The organism is Pseudomonas sp. MWU12-2319 (assembly GCF_023242525.1).
Taxonomy (GTDB): Bacteria; Pseudomonadota; Gammaproteobacteria; order Pseudomonadales; family Pseudomonadaceae; genus Aquipseudomonas; species Aquipseudomonas gingeri_D.
The window spans coordinates 1-358 of record NZ_JALJES010000080.1; the positions used below are offsets into that span (position 1 = coordinate 1).

Consider the following 358-nt stretch of genomic DNA (forward strand, 5'->3'; position numbering starts at 1 on the left):
GTGCTGAATCGTCAGTTCGATCCCGATGCGGTGAACAAGGCGTGGGTGGCGGATGTGACCTACATCCGGACCCGCAGTGGCTGGCTGTACTTGGCCGTGGTGCTGGACTTGTTCTCACGCAAGATCGTGGGCTGGTCCATGGCCCCAAACATGCCTGCCGAGCTGGTATGCAACGCTATGCAACTGGCTATTGCCCAGCGCCAGCCGGCACCGGGACTGATCGCCCATTCGGATAGGGGGAGTCAGTATGCAAGCGCGAGCTACAGAGCGCTGCTGGAACGAAATGGCATGCAGCAAAGCATGAGTCGCAAAGGAAATTGCTGGGACAACTCCGTGATGGAACGTTTCTTCCTGAGCC

Annotated in this window: 1 protein-coding gene; it reads left to right on the top strand. The window is 58.7% G+C overall.

What is annotated here, in order from left to right:
• Nucleotides 1-358 (top strand): IS3 family transposase (locus M5C01_RS32840; protein WP_248764482.1); only part of this gene is annotated, 358 nt, incomplete at both ends.